The sequence below is a fragment of the Kitasatospora sp. NPDC022856 genome (assembly GCF_055561235.1).
The window spans coordinates 54,587-76,120 of sequence record NZ_JBVHHE010000017.1; the positions used below are offsets into that span (position 1 = coordinate 54,587).

General features: G+C 75.0%; 12 protein-coding genes. 5 read left to right on the forward strand and 7 right to left on the reverse strand.

Translation table 11 applies throughout. The features are described 5' to 3' along the window. Positions 1-365: 365 nt before the first annotated feature. The gene (locus ACZ34W_RS22540) at positions 366-1,886 is read right to left on the reverse strand and encodes a M1 family metallopeptidase (protein ID WP_465606693.1); all 1,521 of its coding nucleotides are present in this window, start codon (positions 1,884-1,886) and stop codon (positions 366-368) included. A gap of 491 nt (positions 1,887-2,377) precedes the next feature. Next, a complete protein-coding gene (locus tag ACZ34W_RS22545; protein ID WP_465606489.1) occupies positions 2,378-2,902 on the reverse strand; it encodes a GNAT family N-acetyltransferase in 525 nt (174 codons plus the stop codon). Positions 2,903-3,079: 177 nt separating this feature from the next. On the opposite strand from ACZ34W_RS22545, the gene ACZ34W_RS22550 reads away from it, so the two are divergent. Beyond that, entirely contained in the window at positions 3,080-4,057 is a 978-nt protein-coding gene (locus tag ACZ34W_RS22550) for a polysaccharide deacetylase family protein (protein WP_465606491.1), read from the forward strand. Between the two features lie 29 nt (positions 4,058-4,086). Here ACZ34W_RS22550 and ACZ34W_RS22555 read toward each other — a convergent pair whose 3' ends face one another. Next, positions 4,087-4,524, reverse strand: a complete 438-nt coding sequence (locus tag ACZ34W_RS22555; RefSeq protein WP_329485954.1) for a YchJ family protein — start codon at positions 4,522-4,524, stop codon at positions 4,087-4,089. A gap of 619 nt (positions 4,525-5,143) precedes the next feature. Here ACZ34W_RS22555 and ACZ34W_RS22560 point away from each other — a divergent pair. After that, on the forward strand, positions 5,144-10,093 hold the full coding sequence (locus ACZ34W_RS22560) for an amino acid adenylation domain-containing protein (protein WP_465606494.1): 4,950 nt from the start codon (positions 5,144-5,146) through the stop codon (positions 10,091-10,093). After that, the gene (locus ACZ34W_RS22565; protein ID WP_465606496.1) at positions 10,090-15,660 is read left to right on the forward strand and encodes a non-ribosomal peptide synthetase/MFS transporter; all 5,571 of its coding nucleotides are present in this window, start codon (positions 10,090-10,092) and stop codon (positions 15,658-15,660) included. Before ACZ34W_RS22560 ends, ACZ34W_RS22565 begins: the two co-directional genes overlap by 4 nt. A 56-nt stretch (positions 15,661-15,716) precedes the next feature. On the opposite strand, the gene ACZ34W_RS22570 is transcribed toward ACZ34W_RS22565, so the two are convergent. Beyond that, the gene (locus ACZ34W_RS22570; RefSeq protein WP_359804473.1) at positions 15,717-16,373 is read right to left on the reverse strand and encodes an NADPH-dependent F420 reductase; all 657 of its coding nucleotides are present in this window, start codon (positions 16,371-16,373) and stop codon (positions 15,717-15,719) included. A 175-nt stretch (positions 16,374-16,548) separates the two neighbouring features. Here ACZ34W_RS22570 and ACZ34W_RS22575 point away from each other — a divergent pair, with 175 nt between their 5' ends. Continuing rightward, complete coding sequence (locus ACZ34W_RS22575) at positions 16,549-18,141, forward strand: outer membrane protein assembly factor BamB family protein (RefSeq protein WP_465606499.1); 1,593 nt, start codon at positions 16,549-16,551, stop codon at positions 18,139-18,141. Positions 18,142-18,144: 3 nt separating this feature from the next. Here the strand turns inward: ACZ34W_RS22575 and ACZ34W_RS22580 are convergent, their stop codons facing one another. Together ACZ34W_RS22580 and ACZ34W_RS22585 are read right to left on the reverse strand one after the other, a co-directional pair. Further along, positions 18,145-18,339, reverse strand: a complete 195-nt coding sequence (locus tag ACZ34W_RS22580) for a hypothetical protein (protein ID WP_465606501.1) — start codon at positions 18,337-18,339, stop codon at positions 18,145-18,147. Continuing rightward, positions 18,336-18,755 (reverse strand): hypothetical protein, encoded by a 420-nt coding sequence (locus ACZ34W_RS22585; protein WP_465606503.1) that lies wholly within the window; start codon positions 18,753-18,755, stop codon positions 18,336-18,338. Before ACZ34W_RS22585 ends, ACZ34W_RS22580 begins: the two co-directional genes overlap by 4 nt. A 420-nt stretch (positions 18,756-19,175) precedes the next feature. Here ACZ34W_RS22585 and ACZ34W_RS22590 point away from each other — a divergent pair, with 420 nt between their 5' ends. After that, entirely contained in the window at positions 19,176-19,580 is a 405-nt protein-coding gene (locus tag ACZ34W_RS22590; protein ID WP_465606505.1) for a hypothetical protein, read from the forward strand. Positions 19,581-19,683: 103 nt separating this feature from the next. Here the strand turns inward: ACZ34W_RS22590 and qcrB are convergent, their stop codons facing one another. Next, a complete protein-coding gene (gene qcrB, locus ACZ34W_RS22595; RefSeq protein ID WP_329485946.1) occupies positions 19,684-21,336 on the reverse strand; it encodes a cytochrome bc1 complex cytochrome b subunit in 1,653 nt (550 codons plus the stop codon). Positions 21,337-21,534 lie beyond the last annotated feature (198 nt).

Sequence of the window (21,534 nt, forward strand, 5' to 3'; positions counted from 1 at the left end):
GGAGGTCGAACGGGTTGCCTGCCGGAAGGGCACATTTTCCAGCAGTGCGTCGCGGACCGGCGCCGCGGCCCCCGCCGGGCGTCACGGGCGGGGCCTTGGCATCGTCCGGAGCGGGCCGGCGGGGCCGGCCGGCGCGCGGACCTTGGACGGCCCGCGAGCCGGCCGGAACTCGGCCGGGCGGCGGGCGGGCCGTGTGACCACGATGCGCCCGCGGACCCCCGTCGTACAGGGCGCGCGATGGGCGCCCGAGCGCACCGGACCGGCGCGCTCCGGCGTACGGCGGGGCCGGGGCGACGGTGGCCGGCCGGGAGGCGGGGAGGGGCCCGCCGCACCGGGTGGGTCCGGTACCCCGGAGGGGAGCCGGCTCAGAGCGTCCCGCTGCCGCGCGGCGCCGGGGCGGACCGGTCGGCCGCGCGGTCGGTCGGCGTGACCGGCGTGACGGTCCAGTCCGGGTGGCCCGGCATGGCCGGGGTCCGGTCGCCGTAGAGCCACTCGGTGAGGAAGGCGGTGAGGTCCTGGCCGGACACCTCCGAGGCGGTCCGGATGTAGTCCGCGGTGGTGGCCGTGCCGTCCCGGTGCCGGCGGAGGAACGTCCGCTCGATCCGGTCGAAGGCGGCCGCCCCGACCCGCTCGCGCAGGGCGAACAGCACCAGGGCCCCGCCGGTGTACCGCTGGCTGTCGAAGAGGTCGGCGGCGGTCGGCGAGGCGACCGGCCCGGAGTCGTGGCGCCACTGGTCGCCCTTGGCGTACACGTCGCGCATCCGGTCGGTGAGGGTGGCGAAGCCGCCCGAGTCCGGCCAGCCGCGCTCGTAGCGGTACATCAGGCCGTAGAAGTCGGCGTGGCCCTCGTTCAGCCAGAGGTCCGCCCAGGTGCGCGGCGAGACGCTGTCGCCGAACCACGAGTGCACCAGCTCGTGCATCATGTGCGAGCCGATCAGGGGCTCGGGCTGGCGCAGGAAGTTCGGCTTGTAGAGGGTGAGGGTCTGCGTCTCCAGCCCGGTGAAGCCGAAGGCCGCCGGGTCGTCGGTGTTGGCGGGCAGCAGCCCGTACGTCTCGAACGGGAAGGCCCCGAGGTGCTGCTCGGCCCAGGCCAGCTGGCCCGGGGTGAGCGCGAGGGCGGGCTCCAGAGCGGCGGCGCGCGCGGTCGGGACGACGTCCCGCAGCGGCAGCCCGCCCGGGCCGGTGCGCTCGCGCACCGTGTAGTCGCCGACCGACACCTGCACCAGCTCGGTGGCCATCGGCTCGCGCGAGACGTACCGGCGGGTGGTCTGCCCGCCGTCGCGCCGCTCGGTCGTCGTGAGCCGGCCGTTGGCCACCCCGTACAGCGCGTCCGGCGCGGTGACGGCGACGGTGAAGCGGGCCTTGTCGCTCGGGTGGTCGTTGCACGGGAACACGGTGTGCGCGCCGTCCGGCTGACCGGCCACCGCGAAGCCGTCGGGGGTGGGGACCCAGCCGGTGTGCGGCAGCTTCGCGGCGGGGTCGGCCGAGTAGTCGACCGTCACCCGGAGCGTGGCGTCGCGGCGCACCGGACGGGCCGGGACGACGGTCAGCTTCTCGTCGTGCGCGCGGAACGCGGCCGGCCGGCCGTCGACCCGGACGGCGTGCACGTCCAGGCCGAGCGCGTCCAGCTCCAGGCTGGGCAGGGCGGTGAGTGCCCGCGCCGTCAGCACGGCGGTGCCGTCGACCGTGCGGCTGTCGGGGCGGTAGCGGAGGTCGAGGTCGTAGCCCTGCACGTCGTAGCCGGCGTTCCCGAGCTGGGGGAAGACCGGGTCACCGACGCCGGCGGCCGGAGCGTCCGCCGCGGCCGCGCCGGGCGGCACCGCGGCGCCGAGCACCGCCGTCGCGAGTGCCAGGGCGATGACGAGGCTGGAGCGCGGCCTGGCCAGGGTGATCACCGCTTTCGTGTCGTGTCCCGGAGTGCGGCGGCGAGGTCCGCCGGTGCCGCAGGGTGACCTTTCGAGCACGGATCGTAGCGGATCGGTCGGACGGTCCGGGAGGCCGCGCGACACGCGGCATCCCCCGGACGGCCCACCGCGGTAGCCGAGTGGCTGCGGACTGTCATAGCGTTCGAAGTGCTCCGCCCCCTGACGGACGGGGCCACGGCCGTCGGAGCACCTGGCCAGGTCCGGCGGCCGTTCTTCATGCTCTCACCCCAGCCCGCCACGCGACTCCTGGGCGGGGGCGGGAGCTGGGGACGGGAAACCGCCCCGCCGAGCCCCCCGCCGCGAGCCGTCGCCCCGCGCGAGCCGCGGGGCGCGACGAATCTCCGGTGTGGATGCGCCGCCCGGGCTGGACTTCGGGGCCGCCGCGCGTACTGCTCCCTCCAGCCCCCGCCCCGCCGGCCGGTGGTCCGCGACCGGCGTCAACCGCCTTGCCCCTACTGCTCGGTGAGGTCCTTGCCGTACCAGACCTCGGCGTACGCCCCGCTGGTGTACGCCGGGATCTCGCGGTACCCGTGCCGGGTGTAGAGCGCCCGGGCCTCGACGAGGTCGAGCCGGGTGTCGAGCACGACGCGCTCGGCGCCGAGTGCTCGGGCGCCCTCGTCCACGGCGGCGAGCAGGAGCGCGCCGCCGCCGGTGCCGCGGGCCGCGTGCCGGACGAAGACCCTGGTCAGCTCCACCGTGCGGTCGTCGAGCACCCGCAGGCCGGCGCAGGCCTGCGCGGCCCCGCCGAGGCGGCCGAGCAGGAAGAGGCCGGTCGGCTCCGCGAGGTCGTCGCTGGGGGAGTCGGCCAGGCCGGTCTCGATCTCCTCGGGCGTGCCGTCCCGGCCCAGGTGCAGCCGGTAGTACCGGTTGGCGACGTCGATGTAGTACGCGCGCAGCAGGGCCTGCGCCTCCTCGGAGTTCACATCGGCCCGTTCGATGGCCCAGCGGTCGTTCGTGCGCGGGGTGGTGGTGGTCATGCGCCGGATTATCGGCGTCGGACGGTGCACGGCGCGAACGGTTATCCGGGCTGGACGGCCCGGTGACCTGCGCGGACCGGTGTTGCGCCGGGTGGGTGACGGTGGGATTGGCCGGTGGGCGTGGCGGGGGAGCAGTGCTCCATGGACACACCATCAGATCATCGTATTAACGGAGGGTTGAGGGGGAGTCGCCGGGCCGGAACCGGCCTCGTGGCGGCGGTCTGCCTGGCGGCGGTGATCGCCGGCTGCGCCGCGCCGACCGGACACCAGGCGCCGTCCTCGCGGGCCGGTCTGAGCGCCGCCCCCGCCCCGGCCGCCCCGGCCGCCACCTCCACCGCCGAGCGGGGCGGACCCCGGCCGCCGGCCGTGCCGCTGGCGCTGCCCGGCCTGGCCCGGGCGGAGGAGGAGACCAGCAGCGAGGCGGTGGCGCGCCGGGAGACGGCCGTCCGCGAGGCGCTGGAGACCGCGCGGCGCTGGGGGGTGGACCGGCTGCCGCTGCGGGCGCCGCGGCCACCGGTGTCCAAGCCGGAGCTGAAGCCGGTGCAGGGGGTGCGGCTCCAGGACGGGCGGCCGCCGGTGGTGTACCGCGTCCCGACCGACGAGAAGATCGTCTTCCTGACCGTCGACGACGGCGCGGAGAAGGACCCGGAGTTCTCCCGGATGGCGGCGGAGCTCGGAATCCCGCTCAGCACCTTCGTCGCCGACTACCTCGCGCGCGCCGACTACGGTTACTTCCGCGACCTCGCCGCCCAGGGCGACGCGGTGAACAACCACACCATCAACCACCGCAACCTCAAGGTGCTCGGCTACGACGTGCAGCGGGACGAGATCTGCCGCCAGCAGGACCAGTTGGAGGGGCAGATCGGTACCCGGCCCCGGCTGTTCCGGCCCCCGTACGGCGAGTACAACGACGACACCCTGCGGGCCGCCGCCTCCTGCGGCATCGAGGCGGTGCCGCTCTGGAACGAGGAGGCCTTCCCCGACCACATGGAGTACCGCTACGACGACCAGCGGCTGCACGCGGGGGACATCATCCTCACCCACTTCCGGGGCACCGACCTGTGGCCGGGCACCATGCCCGACCTGCTCCGCAAGGTCGTGAACGACGTCACCGCGCAGGGCTTCGCCCTCGCCCGGCTGGACGACTACCTGTAGCCGCCGCCGGTGCGCCGCCGGCGGCCCGGTCAGTCCACCGCGAGGGCGTCCAGGTACACCCAGGCGCCCTCGTACCGGACGAAGCGGCTGTGCTCGGTCAGGATCCCCTGGTCGCGGCCCTCGGTGTAGTGGGCGCGGAAGGCGACGGTGCCCTCGGCGTGGAAGCGGCCACCGTCGGTGGTGGAGAGCACCTCCAGCCCGGTCCAGCGCAGCGTGGGATCGACGTCGATCGCGTCCGGCCGGGTGTCGGGGTGCCAGGAGCGGAGCAGGTACGCCTCGTCGTGGGCGGCGAAGGCGCTGAAGCGCGAGCGCATCAGCGCCTCGGCGGTCGGCGCGGCGGCCAGGCCCCGGTGGTAGCGGCCGCAGCAGTCGCCGTACGCGGCGGACAGGCCGCAGGGGCAGGGCGAGGAGGGCAGCAGGCGGGGTGCGGGGGTGGCGGCGCGGGGCGCGGAGCGGCGTCGGGACATGGCGTCCATTCTCACCCCTCGCGGGGCCGCCGCCGCCCCGCCCCTGCACCCGGGTGCCGGGCCGGGTGCAGGGGCGGGTGCCGGTCGGGTGCCGGGCCGGGTGTCTGGACGGGGCCGGGTCGCCCCGATCCGCCGGAATCCGGGCGAAGGGGCGGACCCGCTGCGGACATGTGCGTACCGCGTGAAGGCGGGCCGGATCGCGCGGTCGCGCGGCGGTGGTGCGGCCGGCCGCGTACGGCGGGCGTTGCCGAGGGGGTCGTGAGCCTTCGGGGGTGAGTGGCTGACGCTGCTTCAGGCACCGAAATGACGGGTTCAGGTCAAGACATCCGAGGTCGAAGGCCCTTTGCCGCCCCGGAGCTGATGCCCCGTCGGCTACTGGGGAGACCGTATCGGCACCGCGCGCGGATGTCACGGGCTTCGGCAACCGGTAGGAATCGTCGACGAACCGTCACGTACTCGTACCGCTCCGTGGTGATGGGCAGGTGATCTTTCCGGCATATCGAACGAGTGATGGAGATGTGCTGGTCATCCGGAGACCGTTACCCCACCATCTCCGAGGGCACACCGCCCATTTCCAGCCGACCACAAGTCGGCGCAGGGCCATCCCTCAGGAGAGTTGATGAGTTCGACGGGACTTCCTCCACTGGCTCCACCGGACCCGACGGCCTCGCTGGCCGATCTGGTCGACGCACAGGTCGGCCGGACCCCCGGGGCGACGGCGGTGATCGACGGCGACCGGCGGCTGACCTACCGCGAGCTGGCCGCCGCCGTCGACGCGATGGCCGGCCGCCTGGCCGCCGCAGGAGTACGCGCCGAAACCCTGGTGGCGGTCTGCCTGCCGCGCACGGCGGACCTCGTGATCGCCCTGCTGGCGGTCCTGCGGGCCGGCGGCGCCTACGTGCCGCTCGACCCGGCCTACCCGCGGGACCGGCTGGAGCTGGTGATCGGCGACGCGCAGGCGCCCGTGGTCCTCACCGACCGCGCCCACGAGCACCTGCTGGCCGGCGCCGGCGCGACCCTGCTGTACACCGACGCCGAGAGCCCCCGCGCACCGCTCGCCCCGGGCGCCGGCGCCGACTCCCTCGCCTACGTCCTCTACACCTCCGGCTCCACCGGCCGGCCCAAGGGCGTCGCGGTCACCCAGCGCGGCGTCAACGCGATGCTCCGCTGGGCCGCCCGGACCTACGGGCCGGCCGACGTCGCGGGCGTGCTGTTCGGCACCTCGGTCTGCTTCGACATCTCGGTCTACGAGCTGTTCTTCCCGCTCGCCGTCGGCGGCACGGTCGTGGTGGCGGAGAACGTCCTCGCCCTGCCCGAGCTGCCGGCCCGCGACGAGGTGACCCTGGTCAACACCGTGCCGAGCGCCATGGCGGCGCTGCTGCGCGGTGGCGCCCTTCCCGGCGGCAGGGGCCTGCCGGGCGGCGTCCGCGTGGTCAACCTGGCGGGCGAGGCGCTGCCGCGCCGGCTGGCCGACCAGGTCTACGGCGAACCGCGGGTCGAGCGGGTCTACAACCTCTACGGGCCCACCGAGGACACCGTCTACTCCACCTGGTCGCTGGTCGACCGGGGCGGCAGCGAGGAGCCGCTGATCGGCCGCCCGCTGCCCGGCACCACCGGCCACGTGCTCGACGAGCGCCGGAGCGCCGTACCGGACGGCGGCATCGGTGAGCTGTACCTCTCCGGCGAGGGCCTCGCCCGCGGCTACCACGGCCGCCCGGACCTCACCGAGGAGCGCTTCGTCACCGTCGACGGCGAGCGCTGCTACCGCACCGGGGACCTGGTGCGCCGCCTGCCGGGCGGGGAGCTGGAGTACCACGGCCGGGTCGACCACCAGGTGAAGGTACGCGGCTTCCGCGTCGAGCTGGGCGAGATCGAGGCGGTGCTCGCGACCCACCCCGCCGTCGAGGCCGCCGCCGCCGTGGTCCAGCGGGACGAGGCCGGCGACTACCTCGCCGCCTTCGTCCAGCCCGGGCCCGGCGTCGCCGACCCCACCGCGGCCGAGCTGCGCGCGCACTGCGCCGCGGCGCTGCCCGGCTACATGGTGCCGCTGGCCGTCGGCGTGCTGGCGCGGCTGCCGCTGACCCCCAACGGCAAGACCGACCGCAGGGCGCTCCCGCCGGTCGCCCGGAGCCGGGGCGACCAGGAGCTGTTCGTCGCGCCACGCACCCCGGTCGAGACCGGGATCGCCGAGCTCTGGCAGCAACTGCTCGGCGTCCCGCGGGTCGGCGTGCACGACGTCTTCCTCGACCTCGGCGGGCACTCGCTGCTCGCCGCCGGACTGCTCGCCCGGATCGAGCGCGCCTACGGCACCCGCGTCCCGCTGGCCGAGTTCTTCGCCGCGCCGACCGTCGCCGCGCTCGCCGTCCGGGTCACCAAGGGGGGCGGCGGCCGTCCGTCCGTCGCCCCGCCCGTGCGGGAGGCCGCGCTGCCCGCCCGCCCCACCGGCTTCCAGCGCGAGCTCTGGCTGCACGAGTCGCTGGAGCCCGGCAGTGCGCTCTACAACGTGCCGCTGCGCTTCCGCGCCGTCGGCACGCTGGACCGGTCCGCCCTCAGCCGGGCGCTGAGCGAGGTGGTCCGCCGGCACGAGGTGCTGCGCACCGCGTTCGCCGACCGCGACGGCGAGGTGACCGCGGAGATCCGCCCGCCGTACCCCGTCGACGTGCCGCTGCTCGACCTCGCCGGAGCCGGTGAGGAGGAGCTGGACGCCGCGCTGCGCACCGAGGCCGCCCGGGCGCTGGACCTCGCCGGGGGGCAGCTGCTGCGCGCCCTCGCCGTGCGCACCGGGACCGACCGGCACGAGCTGCTGATCACCGTCCACCACGCCGCGATGGACGGCTGGGCCGCCGGGCTGCTGCTGGCCGAACTCGGCCGCGCCTACCAGGGCGGGGAACTCGCCGAGCCTCAGCTGCAGTTCTCCGACATCGCCCGCTGGGAGGAGCGCGCCCACGCGGCCGCCCGCGACGGCGCGCTGCGCTGGGGCGACGGGCTGTTCGGCCTCGACGCCGACCAGCACCTGCCCGGCGACCGCCCGCACCCCAACCCGTACGACACGGCCGGCCGCCGGATCGCCCGCCGGCTCGACACCGAGCTGATCCAGGCCACCGAGCGCTGGGCCGCGCAGGAGGGCGCCAGCCTCTACATGGCCGTGCTGGCCGCGCTCGGCGGCGTGCTGCACCGCTACAGCGGCCGCACGGACCTCGCGGTGCTCAGCCCGTTCGCGGTCCGGCCGGTGCCCGAGCTGGAGCAGGTGCTCGGCTCGCTGATCAACACCGTCGCGCTCCGCTTCGACGCGGCCGGCACCGACACCTTCCGCGAACTGGTCGCGCGCGTGCGTCCGGTGGTGCTGGAGGCCGCCGAGCACAGCGGCTACCCGTTCCTGGAGCACGTCCGCCGGGTCGGCGGCTCCGCCGGGCTGACCGCCTCACCGATCGCCCAGGTCCTGCTCGCGGTCCAGAACCACCCGGTGGCCGGCCTCGAACTCCCCGGCCTCAGCCTGCAGTTCGTCGCCGAGGTGTGCAACGGCACGGCCAAGACCGACCTGTCGCTGTTCCTGGAGTTCCCGGCCGAGGGCCCGCTGCTCTCCGCCGAGTACCGCACCTCGCGCTACGACGAGCGGTCCGTCCGGGCCGCGCTGGACCACCTGGTGGCCCTGCTGGCCGCCGCCGTCGCCGAACCGGACCGCCCGCTCGGCGAGCTGGCGATGCTCCCGGCCACCGGGCCGGAGGCCGTGGCGCCCGCCGAGGGCCCCGCGGCGGCGCTGCCCGACCTCCGTCTGCACGAGCTGGTCGCCGCCCAGGCCGCCCGCACCCCGGAGGCGGTGGCCGTCTCCGCCGACGACGGCGTCCTCGACTACGCCGGACTCGACGCCACCGCGGGCCGGCTGGCCCAGCTGCTGGCCGGGCACGGGGCCGGCCCCGGCACCCTGGTGGCGGTCGCCGTCCGGCGCGGCCGGCTGCTGCCCGCCGCCCTGCTCGGCGTGCTGCGCAGCGGCGCCGCCTACCTGCCGCTCGACATCGACCAGCCGCTGGCCCGCAACCGGGCGGTGCTCGACGACGCCGGTGTCACCCTGCTGGTCGCCGAACGGTCCACCGCCGGGGACGCGCTGCTCGACGGGCGGACCGTCGTCCTGGTCGACGGCCCGCAGGCGGCCGCCGCACCGGAGCTGCCGGCCGTCCCGGTCGGGCCGGAGGACCGCGCCTACCTGCTCTACACCTCCGGCTCCACCGGCACGCCCAAGGGCGTGGCCGTCCCGCACCGCGCGATCGTCAACTTCCTCACCTCGATGGGCCGCGAACCCGGCCTCACCGCGAGCGACGTGATGGCCGCCGTCACCACCGTGACCTTCGACATCGCCGGCCTGGAGCTGTGGCTGCCCCTGGTCACCGGCGCCCGGGTGGAGATCGCCGACCGCGCCACCGCCACCGACGGCCGTGCGCTGGCCGACTGGCTGGAGCGGCGCGCGGTCACCCACCTCCAGGCGACCCCGGCCACCTGGCGGCTGCTGCTGGAGGCCGACTGGCCGGGCAGACCCGGGCTGACCGCGCTCTGCGGCGGCGAGGCGCTCACCGCAGACCTCGCCGAGACCCTGCTGAAGCGCACCGGCGCGCTGTGGAACCTCTACGGCCCCACCGAGACCACCGTCTGGTCCACCATCCAGCGGGTCACGCCCGAACTCGTCGCCCACGGAGGAGTGGTGGCGCTCGGCGCGCCCGTCGCCAACACCCGGCTGCACCTGCTCGACACGGCCGGGCGGCCCGTCCCGGTCAACGGCATCGGCGAGCTCTGCATCGCCGGCGACGGTGTCGCGCTCGGCTACCACGGCCGCCCGGACCTCACCGCCGAGCGGTTCGTCCCCGAGCCCGGCCGCCCCGAGGGCGCGCCGATGTACCGCACCGGCGACCTCGCCTGCCGCCGCGCCGACGGCCGGCTGGAGTACCACGGCCGCACCGACGCCCAGGTCAAGCTGCGCGGCTTCCGGATCGAACTCGGCGAGATCGAGGCCGCGCTGACCGCCGTCCCCGGTGTCACCGCCGGCGCCGCCCGGCTGGCCGACGGCCCGGCCGGTCCCGTCCTCGCCGGGTACGCCGTCACCGACGGCACCGTCGGGGAGGACGCGCTGCGCACCGCGCTCGGCGCCCGGCTGCCCGACTACATGGTGCCCGCCGCGCTCGTCCTGCTCGACCGGCTGCCGCTGACCTCCAGCGGCAAGATCGACCGGGCCGCGCTGCCGGTGCCGCCCTCCGGCGGTGCCGGTGCCCCGCCGGAGGGCGACTGCGAGGAACTGCTGGCCGACCTCTGGCAGGAGGTCCTCGGCGTCGAGCGGGTCTCCCGGCACGACGACTTCTTCTCGCTCGGCGGCCACTCGCTGCTCGCCACCCGCATGGCCGCCCGGGTCCGCGACACCTTCGAGATCGACCTGCCGCTGCGCAGCGTCTTCGAGTCCCGCACGCTGGCCGCGATGGCCCGCCGAATAGAGGAGCGACTGCTCGACGAGATCGACGAGATCGACGGCGTGGACGGCATGGACGCCGAGGACGGCATCGGCGCACTGACGGGGGAGACGGTATGAGCGACCAGCACACCACCGGCGACCGGCCGGACCGGGAGGCGAGACGCCAGGAGCTGCTCCGCCGTCGGCTCGCCGCGGCCAAGGCCGCGAAGGCCGCCCGGGACGCCGGCAGCGGCGAGCCCGCCCGCCGGGGCGTCGCGCCCCGCCCCGAGGGCACCCCGGCCCCGCTCTCCTCGGCCCAGCGCCGGATGTGGTTCCTCGCCCAGTACGAGCCGGACAGCGCGGCCTACCACATCCCGCTCGCCCTCCACCTCACCGGCGAGCCGGACACCGCCGCACTGGCCGCCGCGCTCACCGACGTCCTCGACCGGCACGAGGTGCTGCGCACCGTCTACCCGACCGTCGACGGCGAGGTCCGGCCGCGGCCGCTGACCGCCGCCCCGCTGATCCTCGCCACCGCCGACGTCCCCGCCGACGAGGTAGACGCCCGGCTGGAGGAGGACGCCCGCCGCCCGTTCGACCTCGCGGCGGACCTGCCGGTCCGGGCCACCCTGCTGCGCACCGCCGAGGGCGCGGTGCTGAGCCTGGTGCTGCACCACATCGCCGCCGACGGCTGGTCGATCGGCGTGTTCTTCGCCGACCTCGCCACCGCCTACGGCGCCCGCCGGGAGGGCCGCGCACCGGCCTTCGAGCCGCTGCCCCTCCAGTACGCCGACGTGGCGTACTGGCAGCAGACCGAGCTGGCCGACGAGCTGGCCCGCCAGCAGGCCTGGTGGCAGGAGCGCCTGCGCGGCGCCACCGCCACCGTCACCGTGCCCACCGACCGCCCGCGTCCCGCGGTGGCCGGCACCGACGGCCGGCGGATCACCGTCGAGTTCGGCGCCGAGCGCACCCGCCGCATCCGGGCGCTCGCCGAGCAGACCGGCGGCACCGTCTACATGGTGCTGCTCGCCGCCCTGCAGACCGTGCTGTCCCGCTACACCGGCGCGCAGGACGTCGTGGTCGGCACGCCGGTCGCCGGGCGCACCCGCAGCGAGACGGAGCCGCTGGTCGGCTGCTTCGTCAACACCCTGGCGATGCGCACCGACCTCTCCGGCGACCCGAGCGTCCGGCAGTTGCTGGAGCGGGTCCGCGAAGGCACCCTGGGCGCCTTCGGCCACCAGGACCTGCCGTTCGAGCGGCTGGTCGACTCCCTCGGCCTGGAACGCGAACTCGCCCACACCCCGCTCTTCCAGGTCATGCTCAACGTCCACAACCAGGACCGGGCCGACCTCGACCTGCCCGGGCTGCGGGCCGACTGGCGGCCGATCGGCACCGACACCGCGAAGTTCGACCTCTCGGTCGCCGTCGTCGACCACGGCGGAGAGCTCTGCGCCGACCTGGTCTGGCGCGCCGAGCTGTACGACGAGCCGACCGTACGACGGGTCTTCGGCCATCTCAGCACCGTGCTCGACGCGATGGCCGAGGCCCCCGACCGGCCGCTCGCCGAGCTGCCGCTGCTCACCCCCTCCGAGCGGCGCCGGCTGGCCGAGTGGGACGGCGCCCCGCGCGACTGGGACCTCGGAGCCACCCTGCACGGCCTGGTCGAGGAGCAGGCCCGCCGCACCCCCGGCGCGCCCGCCGTCCGGGGCGCCGACGGCGTCCTCGACTACGCCGAACTGGACAACCGCGCCAACGCGTTGGCCCACCGGCTGCGCGCGCTCGGGGTCGGTCCGGACCGTCCGGTCGGGCTGCTGGTCGAGCGCTCGGCCGCGCTGGTCGTCGGCATGCTCGGCATCCTCAAGGCCGGCGGCGCCTACCTGCCGCTCGACCCGGTCTACCCGGACGAGCGGATCCGGGCGCTGCTGGCGGCCGCCGGGGCCGCCGCCGTGGTCACCACCGACGACCTGGCCGGCCGGGTGGCCGGCACCCCGGTCGTCGTCCCGGAGCCGCTGGACGCCCCGGTGGCGCCGTGCCCGGCCCCCGAGGCCGGGGCCGGCCCGGAGAACCTCTGCTATCTGATCTTCACCTCCGGCTCCACCGGGGCGCCCAAGGGCGTCGCCGTCGAGCACCGCAACGTCCGCAACTACCTGCACGGGCTGCGCGAGCGGATCGGCGGCGACCAGCGGGGCTGGGACTGGGCCCTGGTCTCCACCTTCGCCGCCGACCTCGGCACCACCAACGTGTTCGGCGCGCTCACCGGCGGCGGCTGCCTGCACCTGCTCACCCGTGACCAGGCCACCGATCCGGACGCCTTCGCGGCCTACACGGCCGTCCACCGGATCGACGCGATGAAGCTCGTCCCCAGCCACCTGGAGGGCCTCGCGGCCCACGGCGCCGGGCTCGCCGGGATCCTCCCCGGCCGGCTGCTGATCTGCGCCGGCGAGGCCCTGCGGCCCGACCTGGTGGCCCGGATCCGGGCCGCCCGCCCGGACCTGCTGCTGCACAACCACTACGGCCCGACCGAGACCACGGTGTCGATGCTCGGCGCCGCCGTCCCGGCCGACCTCGGGGACGCCGCCACCGCGCCGCTCGGCCTGCCGTTCGGCAACGTCGGCGCCCACGTCCTGGACGCCCGGCGGCGCCCGGTGCCGATCGGCGTCCCCGGCGAGCTGTACGTCTCCGGCGCCGGCGTGGCCCGCGGCTACCTCGGCCGGGACGACCTCACCGCCGAGCGGTTCGTCCGGGTCGACGGCCGCCGGAGCTACCGCACCGGAGACCTGGTCCGCCGCCGGGAGGACGGCGCCGTCGAGTTCCTCGGCCGGATCGACCACCAGGTGAAGATCCGCGGCTTCCGGGTCGAGATCGGCGAGGTGGAGGCCGAACTCACCGGCCGCCCCGAGGTGCGCGAGGCCGTGGTGGTGGCGCGCGGCGAGGGAGCCGCCCGCACCCTCGTCGGCTACCTGGTGCCCGCCCACCCGGCGGCCGCCCCCGACCCGGCCGCCCTGCGCGCCGCGCTGCGCACCCGGCTGCCGGACTACATGGTGCCCGCCGCGCTGGTCGTGCTGGACGCCCTGCCGCTGAACGCCAACGGCAAGGTCGACCGGGCCGCGCTGCCCGAGCCGGCCGCCGCCCGCCCGGCCGAGGGCGGGGGCGCGTTGTCCTCCGCCACCGAGCACGAGGTGGCCGCCGCCTACCGCACCGTGCTGGCCGTCGACGAACCCGGCCCGGCGGACGACTTCTTCGCGCTCGGCGGCGACTCCTTCTCCGCGGTGCACGCCGTCCGCCTGATCGGCCGGGGCCTCTCGGTGATCGACCTGTTCCAGCACCCCACCGTCCGCGAACTCGCCGCGCTGCTCGACGCCCGGGCCGCCGGCACCGGGGACGAGGGACCGCGCACCCTGCTGCACCGGCTGACCCGCGGCACGGCGCCCGCCGAGGTGAGCGTGGTCTGCGTGCCGTACGGCGGCGGCAGTCCGATCACCTTCCAGCCGCTCGCGGACGCGCTGCCGGCCGGCCACCGGCTGTACGCCGTCGAGCTGCCCGGGCACGATCCGAGCAGGCCCGACGACGAGCTCGTCGAACTCGGCGCCCTGGCGGACCACCTGGTCGAGCAGATCACCGAGCGGATCGAGGGCCCGGTGCTGCTCTACGGCCACTGCCTCGGCGGTGCGCTCGCCACCGCGCTCGGCTCCCGGCTGGAGGCGGCCGGCGTCGACCTGCGCGGCGTCGCCCTCGGCGGGACCTTCCCGGCGGCCCGGCTGCCCGGCCGGTTCGCCGAGTGGATGGCCAAGCGGTTGCCCGGCGACCGGATGCTCTCCAACCGCTCCTACCTCGACTACCTGCGCGCCATGGGCGGCTTCACCGACGTCTACGACCAGGAGGAACAGGACTTCCTGGTACGGGCGTTGCGCCACGACGTCCGGCAGGCGGAGGACTTCTACACCCAGGCGTACGGGGACGCCCGCCCGGCCCGGATCGCGGCGCCGATCCTCTGCGTGGTGGGCGAGAAGGACCGCGCCACCCAGCTGTACGAGGAGCGGTACGCCGAGTGGGAGCACTTCGGCGAGGCCGTCGACCTGGCCGTCATTCCACGGGCCGGGCACTACTTCCTCAAGCACCAGGCCGACGAACTCGCCCGGGTGCTGGCCGAGTTCACCGCCACCGGGGCGGTGGCCGAGCAGGTCGCGGCCAAGCGGCCGGCGGCCCGGGCCGAGCTCGGCACCTTCGCCAAGGTGGCGATCGGCCAGTTCGTCTCGATGATCGGCACCAGCCTCTCCACCTTCGCCCTCGGCGTCTGGGTCTACCAGCAGACCGGCTCGGCCTTCGACTTCGCGATGATCTCGGTGGTGGCGGTGCTGCCCGCCGTGCTGCTGCTGCCGATCGCGGGCGCGCTGGCCGACCGGATCGACCGCCGCAAGATCATGATCGTCACGGACACGGTGGCCGCGGCCGCGATGCTCTCGCTCGGTCTCCTGCTCTGGGCCGACCTCCTGGAGGTCTGGCACATCTATCTGGTGGCCTGCGTCGGGGCGGTCTGCTCGGCCTTCCAACGCCCGGCCTATCTGGCCGCGATCACCCAGCTGGTGCCCAAGCGCTACCTCGGACAGGCCAACGGCCTCGCCCAACTCGGCACCGGTGCGGGCGACATGATGGCCGTCCTGGCCGGTGGCGTGCTGGTCTCGCTGATCGGCCTGCACGGTGTGGTGCTCTTCGACATGGCGACCTTCCTGACCGGGGTCAGCTGCCTGCTGCTGGTCCGCTTCCCCGACGCGCTGTTCGACCGGCAGGAGGAGCCGCTGCTGCGCGAGGTGGTCACCGGCTGGCGCTACATCGTGCGCCGGCACAGCCTGGTGGCGATGGTGGTCTTCTTCGTGGTCTTCAACTACCTGTTCGCCGTCGCGACGGTGCTGGTCACCCCGATGGTGCTGGCCGGCGGCTCGGCCGTGCAGCTGGGCGTGATCACCGCCGTCGGCGGCGTCGGCGCGCTGACGGGCGCGCTGGTGATGGCCCTGTGGGGCGGCACCAGGCGGCGCGCGGTCGGCATGATCGGCTTCACCTCGCTGGTCGGCGTGGCCGCCGTCGTCACCGGCTGCCGGCCGCAGGCGGCCATCACCGCCTGCGGGCTCTTCGGCCTCTGGGCGGCGTTGATGATCCTCAACTCGCACTGGATGGCGCTGATCCAGACCAAGGTCGGGATGGAGCTCCAGGGCCGGGTGCTGGCCACCAACCAGATGCTCGCGATGTCGATGATGCCGCTCGGCTTCCTCACCGCGGGGCCGCTCTCCGACCACGTCTTCGAGCCGCTGATGCGGCCGGGCGGCGCGCTCGCCGACTCCGTCGGCCTGGTGCTCGGCACCGGCCCGGGGCGCGGCGCGGGCCTGCTGCTCGTCGTGGTCGGCGCCGTCCTGGCGGTCTGGGGCCTGCTCGGCCTCGCCTACCGGCCGCTGCGGCTGATCGAAGACCTGCTGCCGGACGCCCTGCCGGACGCCGAGATCGGTGACAAGGACGCCATCCAGGCCGAGGCGGACCGCCTGCTGGCGCTCACCGAGGCGGCCCGCGTGGCCGGTACCGCTGCCCCGGCCGGCCCGGGCGCCGTCGCCCCGGCCGGGGTACGGATTCCCCGGCCGGCCCGGGGCACCCCGGAGCCGGTCGAGGACGAGCCCGAGAAGCGCGTACCCGCCGGAGCCGGACCGGGCTCCCGGTAGCGGCGTGCCCCGTCCCCCCCGCGACCGGGGGGACGGGGCACGGGCCTCCCGGCGCGCTACCCGGCGCGCCTGATGGAGTAGTTGAACTCGGCCGTGCCGTAGGCCCGCATCAGGCGGAGCCAGAACGGCATCATCATCTCCATCGCCCGGGCGCCCGCGATGTCCCCGAGGTCGACGACCGACTCCGCCGGCCAGCCGAACTCGCCCAGCAGCGCGACCGTCTCGGCCTTCGCCCCCGCGTCGTTCCCGGCGACGAAGACGTTGTGCTCACCCGGGAGCCGCCCCGGGTCCACCATCAGCGGCGCGGTCAGGGTGTTGAGCGCCTTCACCACCCGGGCCTCCGGGAACTCCCGCTGGATCCGCTCGCCCACACTGTCGGTGTTCACCGGATCCAGCGTCACCTCGCCCTCGGCGGAGAAGACCAGCGGGTTGGAGATGTCCACCAGCAGCTTCCCGGCCAGCCGCTCGGCGCCCGCCGCCCGGAGCGCCTCCAGCGCGACCGTCCCGCCGGTGGCGTTCAGCACCACCTCGCCGAAGCCCGCCGCGTCGGCGAAGGTCCCGTGCCGCCCGTTCGGCCCCGCCTGCTCCGCCCAGGCGACGGCCGTCTCGTTGTCCTTGTTCCGGGAGCCCAGCGTCACCTCGTGGCCGAGCGCCACCAGTTTGTCCGCGAGCGTCCGCCCGACCGTCCCTGTGCCGATGACTGCGAACCGCACCGTGCCTCGCCCTCCGTCGTCGCGCGCCCCGTGACGCGTGCAGCGACGACGATAGATCACCGCGCCCCCGCCGTCGGGCGAATGACCGCCTTCGGCGGCGGCCGAGCCGCTCCGGGTGCGCCGACTGGACCACGCCCGCTGGTGGCCGTGCCGCCACCGCCGAAGCATGGGCGCCATGAACCGAACCAACAGACCGTACGCCCGGGCGGCCGCCCTGCTCACCGGCATCGCCCTGCTCGCCCCGGCAGCGGTCGCCCACGCGGACGTCACGACCGTCTCCGTCACCACCGAACGCACCGCCTGGGACCAGGCCGAACCGGGGCTCGCCCCCGGCGAGGTCGACGCCTCCGACTTCGGCATCCGCTTCAGCACCCCGCTCGACGGCCAGGTGTTCGCCCAGCCGCTGGTCATCGGCCCGACCGTGGTCGTCGCCACCGAGACCAACCACGTCTACGGCGTCGACGCGGCCACCGGGAGGGTCCGCTGGCACCGGACGACGGGCGCCCCCTGGCGCTCCGCCGCGATCGGCTGCTCCGACCCCGGTCCCAACGTCGGCACCACCTCCACCCCCGTGTACGACCCGGGCACCGGCACCGTCTACCTGACCGGCAAGGTCGACGACGGGCCGGACGACCGGCACCCGCACTACTACGTGCACGCCATGGACGCGCAGACCGGTGCCGAGCGCAGCGGCTGGCCGGTGACCGTCCAGGGGGACCCGGTGAACGCGCCCGGCAAGCCGTTCAACGCCTACCGCTCGCTCCAGCGGCCCGGACTGCTGCTCCTCGACGGGCGGCTCTACCTCGGCTTCGGCTCGCTCTGCGGCATCGGCGACTACATCGGCACCCTGGCCGGCCTCGACACCCGGACCCGCAAGCTCACCCTCTGGTCGACGGTGGCCGGCTCCGACACCCAGCGGGCCTCCATCTGGATGGCCGGCAGCGGGCCGGTCTCGGACGGACCCGGCCGGATCATCCTCACCACCGCCAACGGCCAGGGCGCCGGCGCCTCACCCGCGCGGGGCCCCGGCTCCAGCCCGCCCGGCGGCCTCGGCGAGTCGGTGATCCGCTTCGCCGTCGACGACGACGGCGGCTTCACCCCGCAGGACTTCTTCAGCCCCAGCAACAACGCGACCCTCGACAAGCGGGACACCGACCTCGGCTCCGGCGGCCCGGTCGCCCTGCCCGCCGCGCACTTCGGCACCCCCGCCCGCCCCCGCCTGCTGGTCCAGGTCGGCAAGGACGGCCGGATCTTCCTGCTCGACCGGGACGACCTCGGCGGCATGGGCCAGGGCCCCGGCGGCACCGACCGGGCCGTCGGCGTGACCGGCCCGCACGGCGGCGTCTGGGGCCACCCGGCAGTCTGGGGCGGCGACGGCGGCTACGTCTACACCGTCGAGAACTACGGCAGGCTGCGCGCCCTCAAGTACTCCGTCACCGCGGCCGGCGACCCGCGGCTGACCAGCGCCGGCACGAGCGCCGAGGACTTCCTCAAGATGTCCGGCTCACCCGTCGTCACCTCCGACGGCACCCGGTCCGGCTCCGCCCTGGTCTGGGTGATCTGGTCCGGCACCGGCCAGTACGGCGAGGGCGGCGAACTGCGTGCCTACGACCCCGTCCCGGTCGACGGCACGCTGAAGCTGCGCCGCTCCTTCCCGATCGGCACGGTCAGCAAGTTCTCGGTGCCGGCCACCGACAAGGGCCGGATCTACGTCGGGACCAAGGACCACCGCCTGGTCGCCCTCGGCCGGCCTTCGGCCTTCGCCTGACGCTCAGGTGCCCGGGTTGATGGTGAAGATCGCGGCGACCACCGACAGCAGCGCCGCCCAGACCCGGGCCGGCCGCAGCAGGTACGCCACCGGCCACTGCACCACGAGCAGGGGGCACCAGCACGTCCGCCGCCTGCCGGGCGAGTACCGGCTAGACCGGCAGGCGGCGCCGGCGAGCGGCCGGGCGGTGGTCGTCACCCCTGCCGGCCGTCGGCCCCGCCGGGGCGCTCGGCCGGGCTCTGCCGGGGCCCGAAGGTGCTCTCCATGGTCCGGTTGGCGAGCGCCGGCGCCAGCGAGCTGAGGTTGAGCAGCAGGTCGAGGACGTCGTGCGCGTTGGCGGCGAGGCGCTGGGTCTGGTCGGCGGCGTCGCCGGTGGTGCTGCCGAGCAGACGGCTGCTGACGGCCTCGATCAGCTGGTGGGTGTTCTCCGAGACCCGGCGCACCAGGCGGTCGAACTCCTCCTGGTCGACGTGGTGTTCGCCGGTCAGCCGGTCGCCGGCGGCCTCGGCGTCGGTCAGCCCGGCGGACAGCTCGCGCTCCAGCACCGCGGCCGCCTCCATGACGGCCTGCGAGCCCTGCTCGCCCGACTCGCTGAACCGACCGGCATCGGGCACGGCTGACCTCCTGGTTCGGACCCCGGGCGGACCGGGGCAGGCCGGACCGGCGGTCGGGCAGAGCGCCGCCGTGATCGCTGATCGTACACGCCTGTGTGCGGAGCGTGTCCACCCGGTTTTCGGGGTGCGGGCGGGTCGCCCGGGCGGGCCGCCGCGCCGGTCGTGCGGGCGTCCCGTGGGGTCGCCGTCGCACCGATCGGCCCAGCGCGGGCGGCCGGGCGGGCGCCCCGTGGTGCGGCCGGACCCGGCGAGTCGTCCCGTGGGCCGCCGTCGGTCACTGATAGTAGTTGCGTGGTTGCGGTGCGATCGACCGCCGGCCTGTCCTGGCCGGTGGAGCGTTCGGCCGGCCCAATCGACTGGTGCGCGCCGCTGCCGCAGTGCTGCTCGCCGCGGTGCCCGGGTGCTGGACAAGGAGCGGTCATGGGTGGCAGAGAGCGCCCGCCGAGAGCGCGGACCCCTCGGCCGGGCAAGGGCGGCGGGCCGGCCCGGCCCCGGGTGGACGCACGGGTGGAGATCGCCCGGCTGGAGGGCTACCTGGCCTGGGAGGCCGAGGTGGCGGCGGCCGAGCGGGACGCCCAGGCGTTCGCGGGCCGGTTCCCCTGGCTGTCGCCCGCCGAACGGGAGGACCTCGAACGGGCCTACGCGGCCGACCGGTTGCGCTACGCCGAGGACGTCGTCGACCGGGCGGTGGAGCGGTGCCGCCAGCTGGCCGCGCGCTACCGCAGCGAGTGCTGGCGGATCTGCGCGCGCTGGGCGGCCGTCTGCCTCTCGGTGGCGCTCGCCGCGGCCCTGCTCGCGGTGGTGCCGGTCGCGCTGCGGGCCTGACCGGGGCGGCGGCCGCGCGCCGGAGCCTGCGGGGTGGCCGCACGCGACGGGCCCGCCACGCGCTGGACGGCGTGGCGGGCCCGGTCGTGCGGGGTGCGGGAGGTCAGTGGTGGCCGTGGCCGCTGGTGATCTCCTCGTGCTCCTGCGCGGTCGGCTTGGCGATCTGGCTGCCCCGGCCGAAGAAGCCGCGCGAGAGCTGGGCCCGGGTGCGGGTGAGCAGGCCGGCTCGGCGGACCACGCCGTTCTCGTCCACCTCGGCCGGCAGCTCCATCGGCTGCGGCTGCTCGTGCGAGGTGAGCGTGTACAGCCGTCCCTGCGGGAGCGGGGCGTGCACCTCGACGAACTCGCCGTGCTGCAGCCGGTTGATGACGCCGGTCTCGCGGCCGTGCAGCACCTTCTCCTTGTCGCGCCGCTGGAGGCCCAGGCACCAGCGCTTGGTGATCACGAAGACCACCACCGGGAGGACGAAGAAGCCGATCCGGACCGCGTTGGTGATGGCGTTGATGGACAGGTGGAAGTGGGTGGCGATGAGGTCGTTGCCGCCACCGATCAGCAGGATCACGTAGAGGCTGACCCAGGCGGCGCCGAAGCCGGTCCGCACGGGCGCGTTGCGCGGGCGGTCCGCGATGTGGTGCTCGCGCCGGTCGCCGGTGACCCAGGCCTCCAGGAACGGGTACGTCCAGATGGCGAAGAGCACCAGTGGGAAGATCATCAGAGGCACGAAGACGCCCATGTTGAGGGTGTGCCCCCAGAGGCCGATCTCCCAGCCCGGCATGATCCGGATCAGGCCCTCGGAGAAGCCCATGTACCAGTCGGGCTGGGCGTCCGTGGACACCTGGTCCGGCCGGTACGGGCCGTAGGCCCAGATCGGGTTGACGGTGGCGATCGCCGCCATCGCGCTGATGATGCCGAACACCAGGAAGAAGAAGCCGCCCGCCTTGGCCATGTAGACCGGCATCAGCGGCATGCCGACGACGTTCTCCTCCTTGCGGCCGGGGCCGGAGAACTGGGTGTGCTTGTGGTAGAAGACCAGGATCAGATGGGCCACCAGCAGGCCCAGCATGATCCCCGGGATCAGCAGGATGTGCACGGTGAACAGCCGGGGCACGATCACGAAGCCCGGGAACTGGCCGCCGTAGATGAAGAACTGCAGGTACGTGCCGACCAGCGGGACGGCCAGCACCGCGCCCTCCATGAACCGGATGCCGGTGCCGGAGAGCAGGTCGTCGGGCAGCGAGTAGCCCATGAAGCCGTCGAACATGCCGAGGAACAGCAGCAGCGCGCCGAAGATCCAGTTGATCTCGCGCGGCTTGCGGAACGCGCCGGTGAAGAAGACGCGCATCATGTGCACCAGCATCGCGGCGACGAACACGATCGCCGCCCAGTGGTGGATCTGCCGGATCAGCAGACCGCCGCGGATGTCGAAGCTGATGTCGACCGTCGAGGCGTACGCCTCGGACATCCGGATGCCCCGGAGCGGGATGTACGAGCCCTCGTACGTCACCTCGGCCATCGACGGCTGGAAGAACAGGGTCAGCCAGACGCCGGTCAGGATGATGATGATGAAGGTGTACAGGCAGATCTCGCCGAGCATGAAGGACCAGTGGTCCGGGAAGATCTTGCGCAGGTTGGCCTTGGACAGGGCGTAGATGCCGAGCCGGCCGTCGGCCCAGTCGGCGAGGGCCTCGGCCTTGTTCGCGGGCGCCGAGCGCGTGCTGGTGACCGGTCCCGGGCGCGACTGCTGGTGGGCTCTCACGACGGGCTCCCCGGCGTCCGCTGCGTACCGTCCGGGGAGCCCGCCTGCGGAGCTGCCGGCCGGCGGAGTGATGTGATCATGGGACCTCTCGATACGGGGCCGCCGGGGTCGCCGGCGCGCGGATCCGCCGACCCGCTGGCCCCGTTGCTCAAAGTGATGGAGCGCTTACTCTGTCATGCTGTCGGCAGGGGGCCGACT

Bases quoted from the DNA above. Each gene is read 5' to 3' on its own strand.
- ACZ34W_RS22545 (WP_465606489.1), bottom strand. From the start codon at position 2,902: ATGACCACCACCACCCCGCGCACGAACGACCGCTGGGCCATCGAACGG.
- ACZ34W_RS22560 (WP_465606494.1), top strand. From the start codon at position 5,144: ATGAGTTCGACGGGACTTCCTCCACTGGCTCCACCGGACCCGACGGCC.
- ACZ34W_RS22555 (WP_329485954.1), bottom strand. From the start codon at position 4,524: ATGTCCCGACGCCGCTCCGCGCCCCGCGCCGCCACCCCCGCACCCCGC.
- ACZ34W_RS22590 (WP_465606505.1), top strand. From the start codon at position 19,176: ATGGGTGGCAGAGAGCGCCCGCCGAGAGCGCGGACCCCTCGGCCGGGC.
- ACZ34W_RS22565 (WP_465606496.1), top strand. From the start codon at position 10,090: ATGAGCGACCAGCACACCACCGGCGACCGGCCGGACCGGGAGGCGAGA.
- ACZ34W_RS22575 (WP_465606499.1), top strand. From the start codon at position 16,549: ATGAACCGAACCAACAGACCGTACGCCCGGGCGGCCGCCCTGCTCACC.